Genomic DNA, 17,271 nt, shown 5'->3' on the forward strand with positions numbered 1-17,271 from the left:
TGTCAGGATGAAGATCCTCTCGATCCAGTCGGCCGTGACTCACGGCCACGTCGGCAACTCGGCCGCCGTCTTCCCGCTGCAGCGCATCGGCGTGGAGGTGCTGCCGGTCTACACCGTCAACTTCTCCAACCACACCGGCTACGGCGCGTGGCGCGGTCCGATGATCGCGCCGGACGACGTGCGCGACGTGATCACCGGCGTCGAGGAGCGCGGCGTGCTGCCGCAGGTCGACGCCGTGCTCAGCGGGTACCAGGGCGGCGAGGGCATCGCGGATGTCATCATCGAGGCCGTCGCCAAGGTCAAGGCCGCCAATCCGGATGCCGTGTACGCCTGCGACCCGGTGATGGGCAACGCCAAGTCGGGCTGCTTCGTCGCCCCCGCGATCCCCGAGCTGCTGCGCGACAGGGTCGTGCCGGTGGCCGACATCATCACCCCCAACCAGTTCGAGCTCGGCTATCTGACCCGCACCGAGCCCGGCGACCTGGCATCGACGCTCGACTCGGTGGATGCCGCGATGGCGATGGGGCCGAGCGTGGTGCTGGTCACCTCCGTCGAACGCCCCGAGCGCGCGGAGGGCACCATCGAGATGCTGGCCGTCGACGCCCAGGGCGCCTGGCTGGTCGCGACCCCGCACCTGCCACTGAAGGCCAACGGCTCGGGAGACGTGACCGCCGCCCTGTTCACCGCGCACTACGTGCAGACCGGCGACGCGAAGGTCGCGCTCGAGCGCACCGTCTCCAGCGTGTTCGACCTGCTGCAGAACACCCTCGACTCGGGTGAACGCGAGCTGCAGCTGATCCAGTCGCAGGAGACCTACGCGAACCCGCGCCTGCAGTTCACCGCGTACCAGGTGCGCTGACCCGCTGGGCTGCGGGGCGGGTCAGCGCGGCCACGCGTTCGCGACGGCCTCGCGCACCTCGCCCAGCAGCTGCGGCAGCGCCTTGGTCTTGGCGATGATCGGGAAGAAGTTCGCGTCCGACGACCAGCGCGGCACGATGTGCTGATGCAGGTGCGCGTCGACGCCGGCACCGGCCACCGCGCCCTGGTTCATCCCCAGGTTGAAGCCGTCGCAGTTCGAGACCTGTCGCAGCACCCGCATCCCCGTCTGGGTCAGTGCACCGATCTCGGCGACCTCCTCGGGCGAGGCCTGATCGTACGTGGCGATGTGACGGTACGGGCACACCAGCAGGTGGCCGGAGTTGTACGGGAACAGGTTCAGCAGCACGAAGGCGGTCTCGCCGCGCGCGACGATGAGCCGCTCGGGATCCGGATGCTTGGGCGCCTCGCAGAACGGGCAGTCCTCGCGCAGCACCTCGGGACCGGCCTGGATGTAGGCCATCCGGTGCGGCGTCCACAGCCGCTGGAACTCGTCCGGCACGCCGGCGAGGTGGCCGCCGTCCTCGACGGCCACCTCGAGCTCGGGCGTATCTGTCACGCGAGGTCCTCTGAGCTCATCACCCGCGCATGCGACGCGATCGCCGCGCGGATGCGGCTGACGGCATCGGCGATCGGGACGCCGTTCTCCTGCGAGCCATCGCGGAATCGGAACGAGACTGTGCCGGCGGCGCGATCCTGCTCACCGGCGATGAGGATCAGCGGCACCTTCGCGGTGGTGTGGTTGCGGATCTTCTTCTGCATCCGGTCGTCGGAATGGTCCACCTCGGCGCGCACGCCGTCGGCCTTCAGCCGGCCGATGACCTCGTCGAGGTAGTCGCCGAACTGGTCGGCCACCGGCACGCCGACGACCTGCATCGGGGCCAGCCACAGCGGGAAGTCGCCCGCATAGTGCTCGAGCAGGATGGCGAAGAAGCGCTCGACCGAGCCGAGCAGCGCGCGGTGGATCATCACCGGGCGGTGCTTGGCGCCATCCGGTCCGGTGTACTCCAACTCGAAGCGCTCGGGCTGGTTGAAATCGAGCTGGATGGTCGACATCTGCCAGGTGCGTCCGATGGCATCCCGCGCCTGCACCGAGATCTTCGGGCCGTAGAAGGCCGCGCCGCCTGGGTCGGCGACGAGCTCCAGACCGGATTCCAGGGCGACCTCGCGCAGCGTCTCGATGGCGGCCGACCACTGCTCGGGCTCGCCGAGGAACTTCGGGTTGCCCTCCTCGTTGGTCGACAGCTCGAGATAGAAGTCGTTCAGGCCGTAGTCGCGCAGCAGCTCGAGCACCAGGTTCAGATTGGTGGTCAGCTCTTCGCGCACCTGGTCCTGGGCCACGTAGATGTGCGCGTCGTCCTGGGTGAGTCCGCGCACGCGGGTGAGGCCCGAGAGGGTGCCGCTCTTCTCGTATCGGTACACCGTGCCGAACTCGGCCAGCCGCAGCGGCAGCTCTCGGTAGCTGCGTCCGCGTGCACGGTAGATGAGGTTGTGGAACGGGCAGTTCATCGGCTTCAGGTAATAGTCCTGGCCCTGACGTGTGACGTTGCCGTCCTCGTCGACGACTTCATCGAGGTGCATCGGGGGGAACATGCCGTCGGCGTAGGTCTTCAGATGACCCGAGGTCGCGAACAGATCCTTCTTGGTGATGTGCGGACTGTTCACGACGTCGTAGCCGTTGCGAAGCAGGTGCCGCCGCAGGTTCTCCTCGATCTCGTAGCGGATGATGCCGCCCTTGGGATGGAAGACAGCCAGGCCCGAGCCGATCTCGTCGGGGAAGGAGAACAGGTCCATCTCGACGCCGAGCTTGCGGTGATCACGGCGCTCGGCCTCGGCGAGGCGCTCCTGATAGGCGCGCAGCTCGTCCTTGCTCGGCCACGCGGTTCCGTAGATGCGCTGCAGCTGCGGGTTCTTCTCGCTGCCGCGCCAGTAGGCCGCGGCCACGCGGGTGAGGTCCCAGCCGTTGCCGACCATGCGGGTGCTGGGCACGTGCGGCCCGCGGCACAGGTCCTTCCAGGCGACCTCGCCGTCCTTGGTGGTGTTGTCGTAGATGGTCAGCTCGCCGGCGCCGACCTCGACGGATGCTCCTTCGGCGGCGTCCGCGCCGGATCCGGGCCCGCCGGCAAGGTCGATCAGTTCGAGCTTGAACGGCTCTTCCGCGAGCTCGGCACGCGCCTCGTCAGCGCTCACGACCCGCCGGGTGAAGCGCTGACCTTCGCGCACGATGCGCTGCATCTCCTTCGAGATGGCCTTGAGATCCTCGGGGGTGAAGGGCTCGTCGACGCCGAAGTCGTAGTAGAAGCCGTCGGTGATGAACGGCCCGATGCCCAGCTTGGCCGCTGGGCGGATGCGCTGCACGGCCTGAGCGAGCACGTGCGCGGTCGAGTGCCGCAGGATGTCGAGCCCTGCCGGGCTGTCGATCGTCACCGGTTCGACGACGTCGGTCTCGGTGACGGTCGCCGAGAGGTCCTTGAGGGCGCCGTTCACGCGCATGGCGATCACGGAGCGGTCGGCGAAGAGTGCGAAGCCGTCGCGCTCTTCGGCGCTGGGCTGGGCGATGTCTGACACGGGGTTCTCCAGATAGACGATGGAATGAGACGACTCAGCTGCGGGCGCGAGCGCGCCCTGCCCGCTCAGGCGCCCGTAGTTCGCGTGACGACACCGGTGACAGAGGTCACGAGAAGGGTCGACACGGATTCCATGGGACGAGTCTACTCGGGGCAGAGCACCTCGGAAATGCGCGAGGCGCGCTGCGATCAGGTTCAGTTGGCGTTCAGCCCGTGCATCCGGGTGTCGAGTGCTCGCTTGTAGTGGCTCTCGGCGTCGTTGACGACCTTCTCCGGTGTGGCCGGATCGAATACCCGCAGGATCGAGAAGCGGAATGTCGACGGCACGAGACCACGCAGATCGCGATTGCCGCCATGACGTTCGCGGCATACGCCGCCCAGCGCTGACGGATGCTGTCCGCGCCGTCTGCCTTGCCCACGTACTGGCGACCGCTGCTGGTGTCGGTGATGAGATAGATGCCTTTGACCGAGCCGAGCGCCGTGCGCCAGGAGGCATAGCGCGGCTCGCGCATCACCGCCTGCAGATCGGCATGATCGAGGATGAACGCGTCGAAGCCGGGGAACGGAATCGGCTCGGCATCCGCGATGCCGGATACGGGATAGGCGCCAGCTGTCTTCGCCCGCATCCACCAGCTACGCGGGGCATTCCAGCGGATCACCAGACGCGATCGCAGGTCCGCCATCAGGTCAGTCTTCAGGAGATCGAACTGCCGGCGCACGCCGTCATTGCCGATCTCTCCTCTGTTCTCCAGCACCGACCACAGCCGCGCTTCCGCGCCGCCCTCCTTGATGAACACCAGCCAGAAGCGCGGGGGCGCTGCCGGGAAGCCGAAGCCGTCTACGCGCTGATCCCGGGTGTAGGCGAAAATCTCCTCGTCGGCGGAGTTGGGGGTGGATGCCGCGCACACCGCTGTCCTCATGAAGTGGCACATACGCATGGCGGATCACGATGGCCTCGGACGCGTCGATCCCGGCATCCTGCAGCAGCGGAGCGAGCGTCAGCGCCATGACAGCGTGCCATCCTTCGCGATGCTCAGGCGGGACGCGGATGCGGACGATAACCCGTGCGGATGCATATCCGGAGACTACCGCGCGGGAATCGGACCCCTGGCGCGTCACGCCGGACACCTCACCCATCATCCAAGACCGCGCCGCCAACGGCAAAGGCCCGGAACTCGCGACTTCCGCGAGATTCCGGGCCTTTTTCTGTGCGCGATACTGGGATCGAACTTGAGGCGAGCGGCTCCTGTAATACGCGGCATTCCGGCTTTGGCCAGTGTTTTCTAAGCATCTCGTGCATTTCGCGTCTGCCGATAATCGACAGGAATCGACAGGAACGACTGCTCAAAGGCCCACGCAGGGCCCACGCGCCGCCGGCGTCCTGGCCCGCGAGGATAGTTCATGAATGAAACCGGGAATGCGAGTTTGATGCACCGGAATAGCGTCATGAATAGTGTCCAGGGGCGCAGGGTGCACCGTCCGGGATGTAGCCCCCTGCCCCGATGCCTCGAGCCACGACGCAGAGCGCCCGCGGTACCCGCATTCGATGTCGGAGGCGCGGCCTATCCTGCAAGTACGAGTTCGTTGGTCTCACCGGAAGACCAGCTCGGGCACCCAAAGGAGTGTTGTCGTGGCAGAGAAGGTCGTATTCGTTGCGTTCGCCATCGAGGACGAACGGCAGCGTGACTTTTTGAAGGGGCAGTCGCTGAGCCCGCGGTCGCCGTACGCGTTCGTCGACATGTCCGTCAAGCAGCCGTATAGCTCAGAGTGGAAGGCGCGGGTGCGCACTCGCATCAAGCGTTCGGACGGTGTGATCGTCCTCGTGAGCAAGAACTCTTTGACCTCATCCGGCCAGGCGTGGGAGATCCAGTGTGCTCGCGAGGAAGGCAAACCCGTCCTGGGTATCTGGGCATACAGTGACGATCGCACGAACATTGCTGGCGTACGAACTGTCGCTTGGTCCGACCTGAATATCTCCACCTTCATCGACGGTCTCTGAGATGCCTGGCGTCCGGAGAGCTCTCGTTGCGGGGCTCAACTACTACGAACACATCGGCTCTCTCCAGGGCGCAGTAAACGACGCCTACAGCGTCAAGGCCGTGCTGGAGCGGAACGCCGATGGCACTCGGAACTTCGTGCAGCCTAAGCTCCTGACGAGCACAGGTCCTGGTGCTGATCTGACGCGGCACGCGCTTCGATCCGCCGTGGAGGAGCTCTTTCGTGATGAGGCAGAGATCGCGCTGTTCTACTTCGCAGGTCACGGGTACATCGACGGTGCGGGTGGCTATCTCTGTGGCAGTGACGCGAGCACTGGAGACGATGGCCTGGCGTTGTCTGACGTCGTGACCTTCGCCAACAACTCCCCCGCCAGCAATCGCGTGATCATCCTGGATAGTTGCCACGGTGGGGTCGCGGGCAACAACCCGTCGGGTGTGCAACTCGCCGAGATCAAGGAGGGCGTCACCATCCTGACTGCTTCGGCTGCCAATCAGTACGCGATGGAGGAGAACGGTTCTGGTGTGTTCACCGGCCTCCTCGTCGATGCCCTCAATGGCGCAGCCGCGAACCTCGTCGGGGACGTAACGCCAGGCAGCGTGTACGCACATGTCGATCAATCGCTGGGACCGTGGTCGCAGCGTCCTATCTTCAAGACGAACGTTAAGGAGTTCGTGTCTCTGCGACAGGCGGACGCGCCGATCGAACTCGACAAGCTGCACAAGCTCACCGAGTTGTTCACAAGCCCGGAGACGGAGATCCAGCTTGACCCGAGCTACGAGCCTGAGCGAACTCCGGCCGACGAAGGCGCGGTACCTCCGCCGGACCCAGTCAAGACAGCCGAGTTCGCGGTACTGCAGTCTTTGGTCCGAGTGAATCTCGTGCGCCCTGTCGGTGCTCCGCACATGTGGCACGCCGCCATGGAGTCGAAGTCGTGCGAACTGACTGTACTTGGCCAGCACTATTGGACGCTTGTCGACAAGGAGCTCATCTGATGCTGTCACACGAGCAGATCCGCTCTCGCTTGACGGGGGCAGAAGCCCAGGAGCGTCTCGCCGCCCTCGAACATGAGCGATGGTCGCGGTGGCAGCGGTATTTGCATGACCAGTGCCGACGCCAAGACGACGGCTCCCTCGTCATTCCCCCTGATCTTGTCGAGCGGTGGGAGGGACAGATGAACACTCCGTACGCCGAACTCTCGGCTGCCGAGCAGCAAAGCGACCTCGAACAAGTCGAGACGTACCTTCCGACGGTGATCGACATCCTCAGATGACGAGACGCTAAGTCTGGTAAAAACCCCGAGGTCACAGCCTCGGGGTTTTTTCTTGAAGGTGCTTCGCCATTCGCTCGATGTAACGTATCTGATACAAGAGTCGTGTAATGTTGCTGATACAAGACTTTGTATCATCGAGAGACGAGTGAACATGGCGGACCAGACCACCGCGGCAGCAGCTTCCAACACTGCTCGCATCGTATGGGACACCGCGGACAAGTTCCTCCGCAACGTCGTCGAGCCCCAGGAGTACGGCGACTACATCTTGCCCTTCACCGTGCTGCGCCGCCTTGAGTGCCTGCTCGCGGACACGAAGAAGGACGTGATCGCGTATGTGCACAGCCTGGGCGAGATGCCGCCGCACCTGATCGACATCGCCGTGCGCGATCGCTTCAAGCTGAGCTTCTTCAACGTCTCCGAGCTGGACCTCGCGACCATCGCCTCTGTCGACGACAACGTCGATAAATCGCTGACGAGCTACGTGGCCGGCTTCTCGAACAACATCGCCGACATCTGGAACGCGTTCGAGTTCCCGAAGCTGGTGACGAAGCTGGCTTCCGCGAACCGGCTGCACGCGGTCGTAAAGCACTTCTCGACGCTGCCGCTGGGGCCCGACCAGGTGTCTAACACTGCGATGGGTGACATCTTCGAGGACGTGATGTACCGGGCGTTCGACAAGAAGGGCAAGGGCGCGGGTGCCTTCTACACGCCGCGTGACGCCATCAAGCTCATGGTCGACGTACTCTTCGCAGCGGATGAAGACTCGCTCGTCGGCGAAAGTACGCTGCGTTCAATCTATGACCCGACTGCAGGCTCCGGCGGCATGCTGCTCGTGGGGCAGGATTCGCTCAAGGCGCTGAACCCCGACATCAAGGTCACGCTGTTCGGCCAGGAGCTCATGCCCTCGGCATACGCACTCGGCAAGGCAGACTTGCTGATCCAGGGCGGCAGACCCGACGCAATCCGCATGGGCGACACGCTCATCCACGACGAGTACGAAGGCCAGACCTTCGACTACGTGCTTTCGAACCCGCCGTTCGGCTCGGATTGGGGAGTACAGGAAACGGAAGTCCGCAAGCAGGCGAAGGTCGACGGCTCCAGGTTCAGCCATGGCCTCCCGAGCAAGAGCGACGGCCAGATGCTGTTCCTCGCACACTGCGCGTCAAAGCTCACACCCGCCGGTAAGCAGGGCCACGGTGGTCGCGCCGCGGTGGTCTCGAACGCATCGCCGCTGTTCACGAGCGACAAAGGACCGAACGCGATCCGCCAGTGGCTGTTCGATGAGGACCTCATCGACGCGATCATCGCGCTGCCGACGCAGATGTTCTACGGCACCGGTATCGCGACCTATATCTGGATCCTCGACACGAACAAGGACAAGGCGCGCCAGGGCAAGATCCAGCTCATCGACGGCTCAGGTCTCTGGGACCCGATGCGCAAGCCCATGGGCGACAAGCGGCGCTACGTCTCCGACGGCAAGCGCAAGAAGATCCTTGATGCGTACCGAGACTTCGATTACGCAGATGAGGCGATCTCGAAGGTGCTCACGCCGGAGGACTTCCAGTTCATTGACGTGCCGGTCTACAAGCAGGCACGGCTCGCCACCGTCGTGAGTGACGAAGCGATCGAGACGCTCCTAGAGCGCAAGGACTTCACAGATGCTCATGCCCATGCGCTGCGCTCGCTCGACGGGTCGCCGTGGAACGGACTCGCCACCGCGTGGCCGCAGGTCGCTAAGGCCGCCGGGCTCAAGGTGCCGGTCACGCAGATCGACGCTGTCATGAAGGCCGTCGGCGTCGAGGACGAGAACGCACCTGTCGCGGTGGACCGGAAGGGCAACGCTGTCATCGCTGACGGGTGGAAGATCACCGAGCGCGTGGCGCTGAGTGAAGACCTCGACGAGCACATGCGGCGCGAGGTGCTACCGTTCGCGCCGGACGCGCAGTGGGACGAGGCGGCTGCGAAGGCTGGTAACGAGATCCCGTTCACGCGTCTGTTCTACATGCCTGAAGAGCCGCGCGACCTCGCCGAGATCGACGCCGACGTGAAGCGCGTCATGGGCGAGCTGGCCGAGATGTTCGAGGCGGTGAGTCACGAGTGATGACGGCACCGCTGTGGGCTCTTGCAGACATACGCACATCCAACGTCGACAAGAAGTCGAGGGATGGTGAACCAGCTGTTCGTCTCGTCAACTACACCGACGTCTACTACAACCAGACGATCTCCTCAGACATGACGCTGATGGAGGCAACTGCGTCTTCAGATCACATCGCGCGATTTGGCGTTCAGGTCAATGACATCATCATCACGAAAGACTCGGAATCGCCTGACGACATCGGTGTTCCATCGCTTGTCATCGATGCTTCCGATGACATGGTTTGTGCCTATCATCTGTCGCTGCTGCGGCCGGACCCGAAGCACGGAAACGCGCGCTACTTGTACTGGGTACTCGAATCGGATCTCGCTAAGCGGCACTGGTTCACGACATCGTTCGGAGTCACCCGGTACGCGATCCTTAGCGGCACAATCGCGCGTCTTGGGGTTCCTTACTATGACTTTCCCACCCAGAAGCGCATTGCCGACTACCTCGACCGCGAGACCGGTGAGATCGACGCGATGCTGGCGAAGATGGACGAGCTGACGGAGACGCTGGAGGCGCGGCGAGTTTCTGCCATTCAGCGAGCTACGCAGCTGGACCCAGACGGTCAGCGGTGGAGCACAGTCCCTACCGCACACCTCTTCGGTTCCATTGGAAGTGGCACCACGCCGAAGGATCCGTCACATTACACGGAGAGTGCCGACGGAGTGCCCTGGGTGACTACCTCAGAGCTCAGAGAGACTCTGATCACGGAAACAACAAAGCGCGTAACGCCAGGGGCGATCGCAGCTGTTTCCTCGTTGCGGGTCCATCCAGCCGGTTCGATTCTCATCGCGATGTACGGAGCAACGATCGGTCGGCTCGGCACCCTCGGAGTCGACGCCACCATGAACCAGGCCTGTTGCGCGTTCTCCGATCCGCAAGGCGTGGACATGCGCTTCTTCTATTACACGTTGTGGGGCCAGCGCGACGACATCATTCTGCTTGCGGTGGGCGGCGGTCAACCGAACATCAGCCAGACGATGCTTCGTCGATGGCGTGTGCCGTGCCCGCCGCTCGACGAGCAGCGCCGCATCGCCGACCACCTCGACGAGGTCACCGGCAAGATCGATCAGATGCTCGCGAAGACCGCCGAGCTGAAAGCCCTTCTTATCGAGCGCCGCGCGGCGCTCATCACAGACGTTGTTACCGGAAAGAAGCAGGTGTCCTGATGAGTGACGCACAGTTGATGGAACTGGCCTTCGAGCAGGACCTCTGCGCGGAGCTGTCCGAACGCGGATGGCTCTATGAGGCGAACGGCTCCCCCCAGGCAGCAGGTTGGGACGTGGCGCTCGCCATGGTTCCGCGCGATGTGCTCTCGTGGCTCGCGACGCAGTACCCCGACGAGTATGAGAAGGCGGTGCCTGCTGATCTCGTGAACGGCCAGCGCGACGCCGCCGAGAAGAAGCTCCTCGAGCACATCACAAAGGAGCTCGCGAAGCAGACGAAGATGGATCCAACCACTGGGCATCCGGTCGGCGGGCTTCTCGGTGTGCTCCGCAAGGGGTTCTCCTACGCGCAGGTCGGACGGCCTGCAGCGAAGTTCGGACCGATGATGGTGTTCCCGCCGGCGAACCCGAACCTCACCGAGGTCATGGAGCAGTCGGAGGCCGTGAAGCTCCGGATCCTCCGTCAGGTGCGCTTCGACACCACGACAACCGAGACCATCGATGTCGTGCTGGCGGCCAACGGCCTGCCGATCGTGACGATGGAGCTGAAGACCGACAACACGCAGACGGTTCAGCAAGCGATCCGGCAGTATCAACAGGATCGCGTGCCGGGCAAGAATCGTCCTCTGCTGGCCCCGGGCCGTGCGCTTGTGCACTTCGCGGTCTCGAACGATCTCGTCTACATGGCGACGAAGCTGGCCGGCTCCGATACCGTGTTCCTACCCTTCAACCAGGGCAACAATGGTCACGAGGGCAACCTGCCGTCGGACACGGGTTCGCCGAGCAACTACCTGTGGCGTGAGATCCTTACGCGCCCGACGCTCATGCGGATCCTGAAGGACTTCGCACTGTTCGAGCCGAGCAAGTCCGGCAAAAAGGACGGACGCCTAGTCTTCCCGCGCTTCCACCAGCTGCGTGCGGTCGAGCGCGTCGTCGCGGACATCGAACAGCGCGGCACCGGCGGCAAGTACCTGGTCTGGCACTCCGCGGGCTCCGGAAAGACCAAGACGATCGCCTGGCTCAGTCACCGTCTGATCCGGCACATGGGCCCTGACAGCACGTCGACGTTCGACTCGGTGATCGTGGTCACCGACCGCACGGTGCTCGATGAGAACATTCGCGACGACATGAACCTCGTGCAGTCGTCGAAGGGGCTCGTGGTGTCGATTGGCGAGAAGTCGGGTGCGAAGTCGCCGCAGTTGAAGAGGGCGCTCATCGAGGGCGATCACATCATCACCTGTACGCTGCAGACCTTCCCGGAGGTCATGAAGCTCATTGAGAACACCGACGAGCTGCGCGGCAGGCGCTGGGCCGTCGTCGCCGACGAAGCCCACTCTTCGCAGACGGGTGAGAGCGCCCGCAAGCTGAAGGAGCTCCTGGCCGACGTCGTGGGTCTGGACTTCGACGAGGACGACATCGACGCCGAGCTGTCAGCCGAGGACCTGCTGCGCGCCAAGAACAGTGCCGTAGCGAACGCCGAGAACATCACCTTCATAGCCCTGACGGCGACGCCGAAGGCAAAGACGCTCCGGCTGTTCGGCACGCACAACCCGGACACAGACCGCTGGGAAGCCTTCGACACGTACACGATGGCGCAGGCGATCGAAGAGGGCTTCATCCTCGACGTGCTGCAGAACTACTCGACCTATGACATGTTCCTGCGCGTGAAAGACGCGCTCGGTAAAGCAGAGGACCTCGAGGTCAATACAGGCGAAGCGGTCACGAACATCGTCAAGTACGCACGGCTCCACCCGACCGCGGTCGCGCAGAAGGTGCGCGTCGTGATCGAGCACTTCCGCCGGAACGTGATGCACCTGCTGGACGGCGAAGCGAAGGCCATGGTCGTCACCGGCACGCGCATGGAGGCGTACACCTGGTCGAAGAAGATGAACGAGTACATCGCCGAACGCGGATACGACGACATGGACACGCTCGTCGCTTACTCGGGGTCGCTGAAGAACGAAGCTGGAGACAAGGTCACTGAGGTCGCCCTCAATGGCACGAGCGATGTCGCGCGCGCCTTTCGCGAAGAAGGCATCTACAAGGTGCTCATCGTCGCGAATAAGTTCCAGACCGGGTTCGATGAACCGAGGCTCATGGCGATGTACGTCGACAAGAAGCTCTCGAACATCACGACGGTGCAGACGTTGTCTCGCCTGAACAGGATGTACCCCGGCAAAACCTCGCCGATGGTCGTCGACTTCGTGAACTCGCCGGAGGACATCCAGAAGGACTTCCAGCTCTACTACGAGGACGCGCATGTCAAGGGCGAGGTCGACCCGAACGCGCTTTACACCCTCGCCGAGCGCCTGGACACGGCCGGGTACTACACGGAGAGCGGCCTTGAGGCCGCGGCCCGGGCGTACCTCGAGAACCTGGGCAGTGAGCAGATCTCGAAGGCGGTCTCCCCCATCGTCGCGAAGTGGCATGGCGAGTGGAAGCAGGCGAAGCTCGCGAAAGACAAGGCCGCGCGCGAGCAGATCGAGCGTTTCCGTTCTGACGTGATCAGCTACCGCAATGCCTGGCAGTTCCTCAGCCAGATCGTCGACTATGACGATCCGGTGCTCGCGCAGCGCGCGGTGCTGACGACCCTCCTGGCGCGCAGGCTCCACACCGACGGCATTGAGATCGACCTCGGCTATCTCGACGGTGTGCAGCTGTCCGGCGTGAAGCTCGTGCCCTCGCAGATCGCCGTGGACTACTCCCTCAGCGAGGGAAGCGGTGACGGTATCGAACTCCCGCAGTTCGACGGTGAGCACGGCGGCGGCGCGTCGGCTCCGAAGCGCGGACCGCTCGATGAGGCGATCGACGCCGTGAATGAGCTGTTCTCTGCGAAGGGCGTCGACGTCGGCAAGGACAGCGTCGCCGGGTTCATCACGACATTCTGGGGTTTCCTCGATACGGATGACGACGCGGTCGCGATGGCGAAGAACAACACCGCGGCGCAGATGAAGTCCTCCGAGAGCTTCCACAACGCTGTCGGACTCGCGATGTTCAAGGCCGTCCGAGAGTCTCAGGAGATCCAGTCGTACATGGCGGACCCGGCGTTCCTTGATGACATCGCGGCAATCGCGGCGGATGCGTTGTCTTCGCAGCACCGGCAGGATGAGGGCGCATCTATCAAGGGGACATCGTGACCGAGCGTCGGTCATTCGGCGATGACATCCGAGACGCGCGGAACGCGCGCGGTTGGACGCAGGAGACGCTCGCCGAAAAGGCGAGCGTCTCGCGCCCCACCATCGCCCGTGTCGAACGCGGCGATGATGTGTCGACGGCGAACCTGGCAAAGGTTGCCGGAGCGCTCGGGCTACAGATCACGCTTTCCGACAGGACGACATCTCGAGGTGAGGGGAACACGCCGTGAGCCAGATCGACGACACCTTTGTTGAACCTGTGGTGACGCGGGAGAAGCTGCTTGAATTGCTCGGGCTCGGCGGTGAGCGGCGCTCATTGGACTTCAAGCAAAAGGTCGACCTCGGTGTGCACAACGAGCTCGTCGAGTTCGCAAAGGACGTTGCGGCCCTGCGCTCATGTGGCGGTTACCTTGTGATCGGCGCTGATGATTCCGGCGCATTGACGAGCACCATGACGGCCGAACTCGCCAAGAAGTTCGACGAAGCGACCCTGCGCCCCAAGCTTGAGAAGTTTCTTCACCCAACCGACGTGATTACGGCTACGCATGAGGTCGATGGCCACCATGTAGTGCTGGTGTTCGTACCGAGGCATCGGATCGGTTTCACCGTAGTGCACGGTATCGGAGAGTACACACTTGCTGAAGGAAAGCGACAGAAGATCGTGCTCCGCCCTGGAGATGTGTTCGTGCGGAACGGCACCTCGTCGGAGCTGTGGTCCGAGAACCACGTCGAGCAGCTCCTACATGCAAGAGACGAAGTACTCCGGGAGACCTTCCGTCGTGACTTTGCAGCTACTGTCGCCGCGATCGAGAGCGGTCGAAATGCTCAGCTACTCGCGAGCGGTCCGTCGCAGTCCCTGACCTGGCGGCTTGATCAGGACTCGTTCGATGCGACGATCGTCGAGCTGCTTCGGCGAGACGACCGGGTTCCCATCCGGATGTTTCTTGTTCGCACTCCTGGCGATGCGCTCGCGACGATGTCTCGTGGCGATGAAGACGAGTTCGGCGTCATTCTCGACCGACTCATCTCACTCGCGGGCATCGCCCTCACACTCGGCCTGATTGAGATCGCTGACGAAGTGATCAATCAGCTTGCGGAGCTGTACCGCAACCCGCCTCGCCCCCAGGGCGTTGACCGTTCGTTCGCGGATGCACGATTCTGGTACGAAATCATCGCTCGCGTGTTTGCCCTGGGCGGACTCGCAGCGCATCTCGGGCAGTGGGCGCTTATTCGACGCCTTGCAACGCAGGCTCCCGCTGACTCGACGTTGTCGTTGTCATCATGGCTCCGACACGGACTCACAATGGCTTCGCGGAACAGCCTGTTTCCTCAGACGAACGGGCACTCGGAGTCGGGCGGAATCATCCCGGCCGCTCGTCGAGTCACCCATCGGCTTCCAGCACTGCGGCCGTACGCGCCCGATGACTCGGCATACGACCCGGAACCCGGGCGCGCGATGCCCGAGAACGATGCCTCGCTCAACTCTCTCTGCGTCTTTGACGCACTAACGAATGTCATCATCATCAGCGAGCCGGAGAGCGAGAAGAACACGTATCGGTCTGCCTACCCATCTTTTGGGTACTACTACGGACGCCGTTCGGCTCCAGCGCTTGCACGCCTACTCACGGACGCCGTCTACCGCGAGGCCCTTGTATCAGGCATCTCCGACGAAGTGTTGGAGGATGCGCTCCGGGAAGTCGTCGCGAGCGCGGAGAAGGTAAATACCTATGGACTGAACATCTGGGATCACGATGAGCCAGCTCTCACCCGCGCGATCACTGATGCCGCAGCCCGCGAGCTTGTCCGACAGAGTCGTCAAGAGTAGCCAATCACGTCACGCCGGATCGTCTGGATGGTCTCCGCAGGCACGTCGGCGACAGCCAGCCGATGCACCGTCGCCAACCGCGGGTTGAACAGCCCGACGTGGGTGAGCCCCGCGAACTCGGGCAGCCCCGATTCCTTCCCCATCAGGAAGTACATCAGCAGCTGCAACGTCTGGTCCTTCGTCGGCTTGTTCGCCGAGACCTTCATATCCCACAGCGTGTCGGTAGTGAGGAAGTCTCCGTCACCGGAATCGACGAGGTCGGTGTAACCGCCAGGCTCGCCGAGAAGATCTCTCACGGGATCCGCGAAGACGAAGCCGTCCTTCGTCACGGGTCCGTACTCGGCGAAAAACGCCTGCGTACGAGCGAGCATGATCGCGACGTGCGTGATCGTCATCTCATTGGGAACAATGCCGGCCGCACCGTGCTCGGGGTTCCAGAGCCGCGGGTCGTTTCGGCCGCCGACGTCGTAGCCGGCCAGCTGACATGCCGCGCCGACCGTGCCTTCGTCGATCACTGCCATCACGCGGCCCCGTTCCGTCTCGAAGGACCGAATCGATGCAACAGCTTCTTGAGCCGCCGCCGCGACGCCGAAGCCGGGACAGACGGCGTCGACTCGTTCTGCCCCGCGCAGGCTCACCCTGAAGACTTGTCGGACCGAGTCGTAGAACTCATCCCGCACCGTGCGGACTCTAGCGAGTCGGGTGAGATAGTCGACAGCCATCCCTATGACGCTGGCGTGAAGATTCTCGATCTTGTGGTCGAGCACGCCGTGTTCGTCTTCGGTCACGGCGCGGGTCAGCATCGACGGATTAATCAGACCGCCGCGAGGCTGCCCGGCCTCGCGGTTGTACTGCGTGATGCGCTGAGTCGCACTGACCATGAGCGTCACCTTCCTGTGAACTAGCGCCGAACGCTACTCGTTTGGCCTCTCCTCTCAGTCTGATTGGTTCGTCTCCGAGCACCTCGACGTTATCTATGTACTGGCAGTTAGGAGCCTATGAGGCCGCCCCAGATGCAGGCCTGTGCGCACTGACCATCTGACGCCGATAGTGGCAAACGTGGTCCTCGTAGTGGATCACGCCGTGCGCGATGTCATAGCGCAGCAAGACATGCCTCTAGTTCGGCTTCGCCGAGAGCAACGCCGGATTCGACGACATGCTAGCTACCGCCCGGAGTCGCTTCTTGAGTTTCGTGACCGGACGTCTCCTTGTCGACGCGCAACAAGTCCGCTGCCAGCATGTACGTCCAGGTCACGCAGGCGTCAGCCTCGGATGTGGGCACCTCAGAGTGGACGCCCTTGCTTGCGAGGTCATCCAAGGATTTGAGGCGCGTTCCGAGAACGGCAATGTTCGAGGCGAGCAGATCGGCATGAGTCGACTTACCTCGGTTGGACCGTACGTACTCAACGAGCCGATTCCGGTAGTGCTCATCATCCATCACACGCGTGATCCCCTCGTCGTCAATGATGGGTTCGGATGGTGGGTACAGTGCGTCAGCCAGGGCCTTTATCGCCCTCCGACAAGATGTAGCTGCATGGCTGAGAGATTCTCGGTCGCCCTGCGCAAGACGATCTTGAGCCGAGGCCAGCGCTTCGAGGGCGTCCGGGGCTCTTGTAGCAAGAGATGCTTCGACGAACGCTCGTCCCTGGGCGATAGTATCCGGCACGAGCTGTCCCCGTACGATCTCCGACTCTACTCGCACCAAGTATGCGTATGCAGCCTGCCGGATGCGCTGAATAATCAGTCCCTGTTGCATGAGTAGCGGCGTTGTCGTCGCCCGAGTCTTGTCACGGTTGATCGATGCCAAGCCAGTGTCGATCGGCGTCATGCCAGGTGTGATCGGGTCATCGTGGATTTCCCGAGTTGCCAGATAGAGAGACTCCAGTTCACCGATACTCTGGCCTTGAACCGAATCATCTCCGTTAAGCGGTGCCGAACGTCGTGCAATGAGGGCTTCAACTACAGCTGATATCTGCACCCTGGCCTCGGCCGTGCCCACAAGAGCCGCGAGGCGCGAATGGCACTGAGCAATTTCAGGAGACTTCGGACCACTACGGGAGACTCCGTCAAGCTCAAGACGAAGCCACGACTCGGCCAGAGGATCATCACGAAGGACGGCCACCCGCAGCGCAGTCTGCGCTAGCTCTGTCGCCGACATGCTCGCGTGTCCCCCTAGCGCCGAGCTCAGAATCTCGCGCAGCTGATCGTCGATCGTCATCGCCATAGTGTGCACTATAGCCATCGCCACAGACACTGCCCGCTCTACTAATGATGCGGATACAGGAAGTTTCATGA

Annotated in this window: 14 protein-coding genes; 9 read left to right on the plus strand and 5 right to left on the minus strand. The window is 63.1% G+C overall.

The genetic code is table 11. The annotated features are described in order from the left end of the window. Positions 1 to 7: 7 nt before the first annotated feature. Positions 8 to 859, plus strand: coding sequence for a pyridoxal kinase PdxY (pdxY, locus tag Q9R19_RS06280; RefSeq protein ID WP_311255465.1), 852 nt, complete (start codon positions 8 to 10; stop codon positions 857 to 859). A 21-nt stretch (positions 860 to 880) separates the two neighbouring features. Here the strand turns inward: pdxY and Q9R19_RS06285 are convergent, their stop codons facing one another. The 3 genes from Q9R19_RS06285 to Q9R19_RS06295 all read right to left on the minus strand — a co-directional run bounded on the left by Q9R19_RS06285 (position 881) and on the right by Q9R19_RS06295 (position 4,351). After that, positions 881 to 1,435 (minus strand): HIT domain-containing protein, encoded by a 555-nt coding sequence (locus Q9R19_RS06285; RefSeq protein ID WP_311255466.1) that lies wholly within the window; start codon positions 1,433 to 1,435, stop codon positions 881 to 883. Beyond that, on the minus strand, positions 1,432 to 3,369 hold the full coding sequence (gene thrS / locus Q9R19_RS06290; RefSeq protein ID WP_311255887.1) for a threonine--tRNA ligase: 1,938 nt from the start codon (positions 3,367 to 3,369) through the stop codon (positions 1,432 to 1,434). The genes Q9R19_RS06285 and thrS overlap by 4 nt, the downstream gene beginning before the upstream one ends. A gap of 280 nt (positions 3,370 to 3,649) precedes the next feature. Next, complete coding sequence (locus Q9R19_RS06295) at positions 3,650 to 4,351, minus strand: hypothetical protein (RefSeq protein WP_311255467.1); 702 nt, start codon at positions 4,349 to 4,351, stop codon at positions 3,650 to 3,652. 722 nt (positions 4,352 to 5,073) lie between these two features. On the opposite strand from Q9R19_RS06295, the gene Q9R19_RS06300 reads away from it, so the two are divergent. The 8 genes from Q9R19_RS06300 to Q9R19_RS06335 all read left to right on the plus strand — a co-directional run bounded on the left by Q9R19_RS06300 (position 5,074) and on the right by Q9R19_RS06335 (position 14,976). Next, a complete protein-coding gene (locus Q9R19_RS06300; RefSeq protein WP_311255468.1) occupies positions 5,074 to 5,442 on the plus strand; it encodes a TIR domain-containing protein in 369 nt (122 codons plus the stop codon). Position 5,443: 1 nt separating this feature from the next. Then, positions 5,444 to 6,433, plus strand: a complete 990-nt coding sequence (locus Q9R19_RS06305) for a caspase family protein (protein ID WP_311255469.1) — start codon at positions 5,444 to 5,446, stop codon at positions 6,431 to 6,433. Continuing rightward, positions 6,433 to 6,711: a hypothetical protein gene (locus Q9R19_RS06310; protein WP_311255470.1), complete on the plus strand. Its 279-nt coding sequence runs from the start codon at positions 6,433 to 6,435 to the stop codon at positions 6,709 to 6,711. Before Q9R19_RS06305 ends, Q9R19_RS06310 begins: the two co-directional genes overlap by 1 nt. Before the next feature lie 151 nt (positions 6,712 to 6,862). Beyond that, the gene (locus Q9R19_RS06315) at positions 6,863 to 8,812 is read left to right on the plus strand and encodes a class I SAM-dependent DNA methyltransferase (protein WP_311255471.1); all 1,950 of its coding nucleotides are present in this window, start codon (positions 6,863 to 6,865) and stop codon (positions 8,810 to 8,812) included. Beyond that, positions 8,812 to 10,020 carry a restriction endonuclease subunit S gene (locus tag Q9R19_RS06320; RefSeq protein ID WP_311255472.1) on the plus strand — a complete coding sequence of 403 codons (1,209 nt, stop codon included), beginning with the start codon at positions 8,812 to 8,814 and terminating at the stop codon, positions 10,018 to 10,020. Before Q9R19_RS06315 ends, Q9R19_RS06320 begins: the two co-directional genes overlap by 1 nt. Positions 10,021 to 10,037: 17 nt before the next feature. Then, positions 10,038 to 13,154, plus strand: coding sequence for a DEAD/DEAH box helicase family protein (locus Q9R19_RS06325; RefSeq protein ID WP_311255888.1), 3,117 nt, complete (start codon positions 10,038 to 10,040; stop codon positions 13,152 to 13,154). Beyond that, positions 13,151 to 13,381, plus strand: a complete 231-nt coding sequence (locus Q9R19_RS06330) for a helix-turn-helix transcriptional regulator (RefSeq protein WP_311255473.1) — start codon at positions 13,151 to 13,153, stop codon at positions 13,379 to 13,381. The genes Q9R19_RS06325 and Q9R19_RS06330 overlap by 4 nt, the downstream gene beginning before the upstream one ends. Further along, positions 13,378 to 14,976: an ATP-binding protein gene (locus tag Q9R19_RS06335; RefSeq protein ID WP_311255474.1), complete on the plus strand. Its 1,599-nt coding sequence runs from the start codon at positions 13,378 to 13,380 to the stop codon at positions 14,974 to 14,976. Before Q9R19_RS06330 ends, Q9R19_RS06335 begins: the two co-directional genes overlap by 4 nt. Here Q9R19_RS06335 and Q9R19_RS06340 read toward each other — a convergent pair. Together Q9R19_RS06340 and Q9R19_RS06345 are read right to left on the minus strand one after the other, a co-directional pair. Beyond that, positions 14,967 to 15,857: a hypothetical protein gene (locus Q9R19_RS06340; RefSeq protein WP_311255475.1), complete on the minus strand. Its 891-nt coding sequence runs from the start codon at positions 15,855 to 15,857 to the stop codon at positions 14,967 to 14,969. The two genes, Q9R19_RS06335 and Q9R19_RS06340, sit on opposite strands and share 10 nt — an antisense overlap. A 278-nt stretch (positions 15,858 to 16,135) precedes the next feature. Then, positions 16,136 to 17,200 carry a hypothetical protein gene (locus Q9R19_RS06345; protein ID WP_311255476.1) on the minus strand — a complete coding sequence of 355 codons (1,065 nt, stop codon included), beginning with the start codon at positions 17,198 to 17,200 and terminating at the stop codon, positions 16,136 to 16,138. Between the last annotated feature and the right edge of the window lie 71 nt (positions 17,201 to 17,271).

The sequence above is a fragment of the Microbacterium sp. ARD32 genome, assembly GCF_031844385.1.
Taxonomy (GTDB): domain Bacteria; phylum Actinomycetota; class Actinomycetes; order Actinomycetales; family Microbacteriaceae; genus Microbacterium.